The following is a 6,590-nucleotide window of genomic DNA, read 5'->3' on the forward strand; positions in this document are numbered from 1 at the left end:
GATTTCCAGGCTTCTGGCAGCTTCTGCTATCGTTAATCCCTGATCCAGTACCAAGCTGATTGCATCCAGCTTGAATTCCTTTGTATAGTGTTTCCTAGGCTCCATTTCATCCTCCAATTAAGACTATTTTCTCTTAACTGGAGTGTCCGGGTCTATTAGACCATATCATAAAGGCAGTGCGCACTGACGAACATCTCTATGAAGAGTTAAAGCAGCTAAAAAAAGAGGTTGCCCGACTGACCGAGGAGCGCGACCTATTAAAAAAGGCTGCCGCGTACTTTGCCAAGGAGCAACGGTGAAGTACGCCTGGATCAAACAGCATCAAGGTGAATTCACCGTGTTATCGATGTGCCGATTTTTACAGGTCTCACAGAGTGCTTACTATGATTGGCTGCATCGAATTCCTTCATTCAGGGAACGAGAAGACGAGCAACTCAGCAGTATTGTAAAAAAATTATTTAAAAAAAGCCGGAATACATACGGCACCCGCCGTCTCAAAATAGCTATGTCTCACCAAGGCCGATCCGTGGGTCGGCGGCGAATAAGCCGGCTAATGAAGGAAGCCGGACTGGCCTGTAAAACCAAACGTCGATTTAAAGCTACCACTCATTCAAAGCATGAATTGCCTATTGCGCCTAATTATTTGGATCGTCAGTTTTCCATAGATCAGATAAATCAGGTATATGTGGGCGATCTCACTTATATTCATACCCTGGAAGGCTGGTTGTATCTGGCGGTCGTGATCGACTTGTTTTCCCGGCAGGTCGTAGGCTGGTCAATGGCCGCACATATGAAAACACAGTTAGTCAACGATGCGCTCCAGATGGCTATTTGGAAACGTAAACCCGACAAAGGCCTGTTATGGCATACCGATCGGGGTAGCCAATACGCCTCAGAAAGTCACCGGCAATTACTAAAGCAGCATGGCATCCAACAAAGCATGAGCCGGAAGGGAAATTGCTGGGACAACGCCGTGTCGGAAAGCTTCTTCCATACCTTAAAAATAGAATTGATCCATCATCAAACGTTTCATTCTCGGGAAGAAGCTAAACAGGCTGTGTTTGAATATATCGAAGTGTTTTACAACCGAGAGCGATTGCATTCAGCTAATGGATATATATCGCCCGTTGATTTCGAGTTGCAGCAAAATGCTGCTTAACTTTGTGTCCAGAAAAGTGTTGACACATCATTATGTTATCAACCGGTCGACTGTATTTACTGATCCAGGTATGTAAGGTGTTTTCATTCACGCCAATTTCTCTGGCGGTTTGGGCTACAGGTTTATCCGATTCAATGGCCAACTTTACCGATGACTCCCTAAATTCAGCTGTATAGACTTTGGGTTTTTCTTGGATCATTTAAATACATTCCTTCTTTCAGTTATTTTAAGGAATGTGTCCGGTTTAGTGTAGCCACATCATCCCCGTCTGGATGCGGCCCAAAGGCCAGATGGGCTACTCGTTTATGGCTTACGAATGGCGATGGACGAGCCCGGTGTGTTCGACCTCGTTGCATCAGCCCGCCCGGCCGAAGATCTGCCCGCTGCCTTCGACCGACTGGCACTGGCGGCATGTGCGGCGCAGGTGCGAAACACCGGCCTGAACAACTTTGCGTTACTACACGGCGTCACGGTTTCGATGATGGCAGCCGAGCTTCTGCCTTACCTCCATGAGGCCGCCCAACGCAGACTCGAATCGGCTGTTATCGGTTTCGTAGTGGCTGCAGTGGTCGCCTTCGATGATAACTCGGTCTCGCCCGACCTGCCCAAGATCGAAGCAGGATCAGAACTCGACATCCTTCACGGGCTAGCGCAGAAAGCGGCTGCCGGACTCAATGACCATGACATCAAATTCGCCGACGCCTGCACCCGGCTCTACAAGCGGACGGGCTCGAGCCTACCCATCCAGGCGCTCGCGCTCAATCTCGGTGCCTTGTAGTGGTCTAATTTAAACAGACACCTCGATAGGTGGATAAAATTCACTTTAAGAGGACATACTAATGAAAGCACGCAGGAAATTTGACACTCAATTTAAATTGGAAGTTGTTCACATGATCAAGGATCACGACCTTAGTGTGAGCGAGGTCTCCAAAACGATGGGGGTGGGGGAAACAGCGATTCGTCGTTGGGTCGCGCAGTATCAGGCAGATCTTAACGGTCAACGCGGCATCGGTAAGCCGTTGACGCTTGAGCAGCAACGGATTCGAACCCTGGAGGCAGAGATTCGACAATTGCGCTCTGATAACGACTTGTTAAAAAAAGCATCGACCTTCTTCGCCCGGGAACTGAAATGACCTATCAGTTGGTTCAGCAGTGGCAGGAGAAGGCCATACCCGTAACGCAGGCCTGTCGGGTCTTGGGCGTAGCCGTGCAGGGTATTATCAACGCCAGCACCGCACGGCACCGGCCAGGGATGTGCAGGCGAGTGCTCAGGTGAAGGCAGCATTTATGGCCAGTGGCAAGAGCGACAGTAGTCGCCGTGTACGCAAGGCGCTGGCGCAGCGTGGCGTTCCCGTGGGGCGATTTCGTGTGCGCCGGCTCATGCGCGAGAATGGATTGTGTCCCATATGGAAACGTAAATTTATTAACACAACCGATAGCAAACACGACTATCCCGTGGCACCGAATTTACTTGACCGGCAGTTTAACGTGGCACAACCGAATCAGGCCTGGGTGTCGGACATCACGTATATCCGCACTCGCCAGGGCTGGCTTTACCTGGCCGCCGTCATGGACCTGTACTCACGCAAAATCATCGGTTGGGCCATCATGGCGCCCACTATGCCTGCCGAGCTCGTCGTCGCTGCGCTACGATAACGGTTCATTGGAAGAAACATCACAGTAAGTGGTATCTCCCAAGCGCTGAGTATAATTATTAAGAATTCGTGTTCCTTCTGCAGGCTTGATACGTCCAGCATTTATCTGTCTGCGGATAAACTCCGACATACGGCGATCCAGGTCATTGGGAAAATACTGAACCTGGCTCAGCATTTCCTTCACACTAATTCCCTTCAGCAGTGCCTCGATCCAAAAACCGTTTGCTTCTTCTGCTTTTGCATAAACGTGAACTTCGCCTACACGTCCGAAAAGATTGTGAGCGTCTCCCAGTATCTCTTGATAAGCCCCGACGAGAAAAATACCCAGATAATAGGATTCATCTTGACGAAAATTATGCAAAGGCAACCAATCACTGGTGCCGGACGATGTTACATACTGACTTACCTTGCCATCCGAGTCGCAGGTTAAATCAACCAGTTGACCGCGTCGTTCAGGTTTATTCCACAACCGATGGAGAGGCATCACGGGGAATACCTGTCCGATGGCCCAGTGGTCGATAATCGAATGAAATACGGAAAAATCTCCCAGATACATGTCCGTAAGCTGCTTCTCCAACTCAATCTGCTCAGCTGTGACCGGAATCGACCCAATCGCCGTTAGCTTGCGCAGCACCTCGCGGCAAATACTCCAGTACAAACTATCCGATTGCGCCATGTGTTCAACAGACAGATAACCCAACCGCGCCATCTGTTCGGTCTCCTGACGGATTTCTTGTGCATCGTGATAGCATTCCAGCAGCGTACTCATTTTCTCCGCAGATTGCGCATCGCTATATACCGACGTCATTCGTAACACCACGGCAGGTAGTTCAGCCGGAGATTCGGCCATGTACGGACTGTCCGGCTTGTGTACACCCAAAACAGGAACCACCAGCACGGAGTGATGCGCAGTGAGTGCGCGACCACTTTCTGACAAAAGTTGCGGCATGGGTACTTGCCGCTGATCACAAATTTCCTTAACCGTATAAACTACTACATTGGCATACTCGCGCAGTCCGTAATTAATGGATGATTCCGGGTTGTCGTAATCACCACCGTAATTCACTCCGAGTCCGCCACCGACATCCAGATACTTGATCTGCATCCCCCGCAACATCAAATCAGCGTAAACCTGCATGATTTCTCTGATGGCACTTCGTAGTACCTGAATATCAGCAATTTGACTTCCCAGATGAAAATGCAGCAGTTCCAGTTGCCCGGCCATCTCCCGATTTTCCAATGTCCGTATCAGTTGTACCAGCTCTGAAATAGTCAGTCCAAACTTGGAATTTGCACCGCCGGACTCAAACCAACGTCCCGATCCTTTGGTGTTCAGCTTTAATCGCACACCCAGCCGCGGTTTCATCTGGCGTGCTTCTGCCAAATTCATCAACTGCTCAAACTCCGAGTATTTTTCAATGATGGGCATCACTTGCTGTCCGATTTGCTGCGCATTCAGCATCAGGGTCAACATCGTGCGGTCTTTTACGCCATTGCAAAGCAGCAGTGTTTCATCGGCAACCAGCGGCAGCATGGCTAATAACTCGGCTTTGGAGCCACATTCCAGTCCAATGTTAAATTCTTGACCAGCTTCCAGTACCTCTGCCACCACTTCTTGCAGCTGATTCACTTTAATAGGATAAATACTGCGATATGTCCCTTCGTAACCACTTTCATGAATCGCCTTCCGAAACGTTTGATTCAGGCGTCGCACGCGCGAACTTATCACATCCTGAAAACGAATCAGCATTGGTAGAGAAGCACCTTCGGAGCGAGCTGATTGAATTACATCTATGATATCTATGTGCAGATCCTGACCTTCTATAGGACGAACAGAAACATGCCCCATCTTGTTCACCGAATAAAAGCCATCTCCCCATTTACTCATGGCATAAAGTGCCTGCGAATCCTCACAGGACCAATCGTGTTTTGCTACTGCTTCATTGGTCATCGATTACTCTTTCAATTTCTTTGTCTGTGACTTTCAGCGTAAAGACATAACAATTCAACTGCAATCTGTGCAGCCGCTAGCGCAGTAATTTCAGCATGATCATACGCGGGCGCCACTTCGACGACATCCATGCCTATCAGATTGATGCCTTTTAGTTCACGAATAATACTCAGTGCCTGGAAGGATGACAGTCCACCCGGTACAGGTGTGCCAGTGCCGGGTGCAAAAGCTGGGTCCAAGCAATCGATATCAAAGGTGATATACACCGGTTTTTCACCAACTCGCTCGTGTATCTGGCTGGCTATGTCGCGACCGGTCGTTTGATGCACATCTGCTGCGGAAACGATATGAAAACCCAGTGTGTCATCATTAGTGGTGCGAATGCCAATTTGTGTGGATGATGCTGGATTTACAATTCCCTCATGTGTTGCCTGATAAAACATAGTGCCGTGATTAATACCATTACCGGAGGAAGGCCAAGTATCAGTATGGGCATCAAAATGAATCAGGCTGATAGGACCATGCACAGCGGCGTGTGCCCGCAGGCTTGGGTAAGCGACAAAATGATCTCCACCGAGCACCAAGGCTGCTGCTCCTGCCCCGATAATATTGGCGATATGTGCCTCGATATGCGCTACGCTCAACAAATCGTCAGTAACGGGTTCGCAATCACCACAATCAATTACACGCAATGCAGTCATCGGGTCTATATTCCAAGGCCATGGACGCTCCCATGCCAGCGATAACGATGCATTTCGAATGGCGCGAGGCCCCAGTCGCGCGCCGGATCGATTGGTGGTGGCGATATCCAACGGCACTCCGGTTACGACCACATCAACTCCTGTGATATCTGCCTGGTAAGGCACGCGAAAAAAACTGGCTGCACCCCCGAAACTCAGAGTATGCGACATCCCCTGTCCGGGTTTGCCACGAAACCCGTTATCCCAAGTATTCATAAATCTCCTTGCTATAGCGTGTTCGCGGTAATTCCATCTTTGTTTTCGATTTCATGTTTTCATTTGATGAAACTTCGGACTCCCAGCTAACCGGTTTCACCGCACCGGATTCAAATTGCGCGAGCTGGTGCTCGGCGATTTGAATCCACACCTCATCAACATGTTCCGCAATGAATTCCGGATCTTGATTGATTGTAGCAGCTCAAGGCCCGGCAAGAGAAAGAAGTCGATACTTTGAGAACGAAAATATTCGTTCTCAAAGATCATGTCGACGGCCACACCCTGCACTCAATTCCACCAAGAGAACCTGCGCCAACCAGCTCAACACGCAGCGGTTGAAAATCAGCTCCACTATGAATGGCACCGACCGGAAGAAACCACTCTGTATTGGTTGGTGCAAGAGCACATCGAAACTTTCTTTATACAGGTTGAGACGGAAATCGGGTTCAGGGTGCCTGACTTTGTTAAAGACGAATTTGGGGCATTTCGTGGCATGCTGACCCATGGGTTCTTATGTCTACGTTGTACAAGCTGCGCCCATGAGAAACGGGTGGCCGTTTTTCTGCAAACGGCGTGGATTTCGCCCCTCGTGCGACGGGCGGCGCATGGCGCAGACGGCTGCTCACCTGGTTGATCACATCATTTTCCGGGTGTCGGTGCACCATGAACAGCGGATAACTGTTTAGTCCCACGGTGTGCTGGAATGGATCAAAGATAAAACGATCTGGCTCATTTTTCCAGATTTTGCAGATGTATTCATAGGGTGTTAGGCCTTTGAGAGCTTTTAGTCTTTTGGCGAAGTTATAAGCCATCACAAAGCGATGGAGATGGGCCTTCAACTGATCGTGTGAGTCGTAATAATACCGTTT

The 6,590-nt window shown here is 49.4% G+C and carries 6 protein-coding genes and 3 pseudogenes; 4 read left to right on the forward strand and 5 right to left on the reverse strand.

Annotation, left to right across the window (positions count from 1 at the left end; translation table 11 throughout):
- Nucleotides 1-105, reverse strand: a 105-nt coding sequence (locus C8R14_RS12625; protein ID WP_146208373.1) for a transposase, incomplete at its 3' end; no start/stop codon positions are given.
- A gap of 62 nt (nt 106-167) precedes the next feature.
- On the opposite strand from C8R14_RS12625, the pseudogene C8R14_RS12630 reads away from it, so the two are divergent.
- A pseudogene (locus C8R14_RS12630) lies at nt 168-1,159 on the forward strand (IS3 family transposase); the annotation flags it as partial.
- A gap of 31 nt (nt 1,160-1,190) precedes the next feature.
- On the opposite strand, the pseudogene C8R14_RS14465 reads toward C8R14_RS12630, so the two are convergent.
- Nucleotides 1,191-1,358: pseudogene (locus C8R14_RS14465) on the reverse strand (transposase); the annotation flags it as partial.
- Between the two features lie 117 nt (nt 1,359-1,475).
- On the opposite strand from C8R14_RS14465, the gene C8R14_RS12640 reads away from it, so the two are divergent.
- The 3 genes from C8R14_RS12640 (at nt 1,476) to C8R14_RS12650 (ending at nt 2,815) form a co-directional block, all read left to right on the forward strand.
- A complete protein-coding gene (locus C8R14_RS12640; RefSeq protein WP_011635210.1) occupies nt 1,476-1,937 on the forward strand; it encodes a hypothetical protein in 462 nt (153 codons plus the stop codon).
- 61 nt (nt 1,938-1,998) lie between these two features.
- Entirely contained in the window at nt 1,999-2,292 is a 294-nt protein-coding gene (locus tag C8R14_RS12645; RefSeq protein WP_011635209.1) for an IS3 family transposase, read from the forward strand.
- A gap of 139 nt (nt 2,293-2,431) precedes the next feature.
- A complete protein-coding gene (locus C8R14_RS12650) occupies nt 2,432-2,815 on the forward strand; it encodes a DDE-type integrase/transposase/recombinase (RefSeq protein ID WP_256328339.1) in 384 nt (127 codons plus the stop codon).
- On the opposite strand, the gene speA is transcribed toward C8R14_RS12650, so the two are convergent.
- The 3 genes and pseudogenes from speA to C8R14_RS14240 form a co-directional block, all read right to left on the reverse strand.
- The gene (speA, locus tag C8R14_RS12655) at nt 2,807-4,765 is read right to left on the reverse strand and encodes a biosynthetic arginine decarboxylase (RefSeq protein WP_011635207.1); all 1,959 of its coding nucleotides are present in this window, start codon (nt 4,763-4,765) and stop codon (nt 2,807-2,809) included. The genes C8R14_RS12650 and speA overlap by 9 nt on opposite strands.
- Before the next feature lie 11 nt (nt 4,766-4,776).
- Nucleotides 4,777-5,721, reverse strand: a complete 945-nt coding sequence (gene speB / locus C8R14_RS12660) for an agmatinase (protein ID WP_011635206.1) — start codon at nt 5,719-5,721, stop codon at nt 4,777-4,779.
- Nucleotides 5,722-6,401: 680 nt separating this feature from the next.
- Nucleotides 6,402-6,590 (reverse strand): annotated as a pseudogene (locus C8R14_RS14240) (IS481 family transposase); the annotation flags it as partial.

Source organism: Nitrosomonas eutropha (assembly GCF_003201195.1).
GTDB classification, from domain to species: domain Bacteria; phylum Pseudomonadota; class Gammaproteobacteria; order Burkholderiales; family Nitrosomonadaceae; genus Nitrosomonas; species Nitrosomonas eutropha.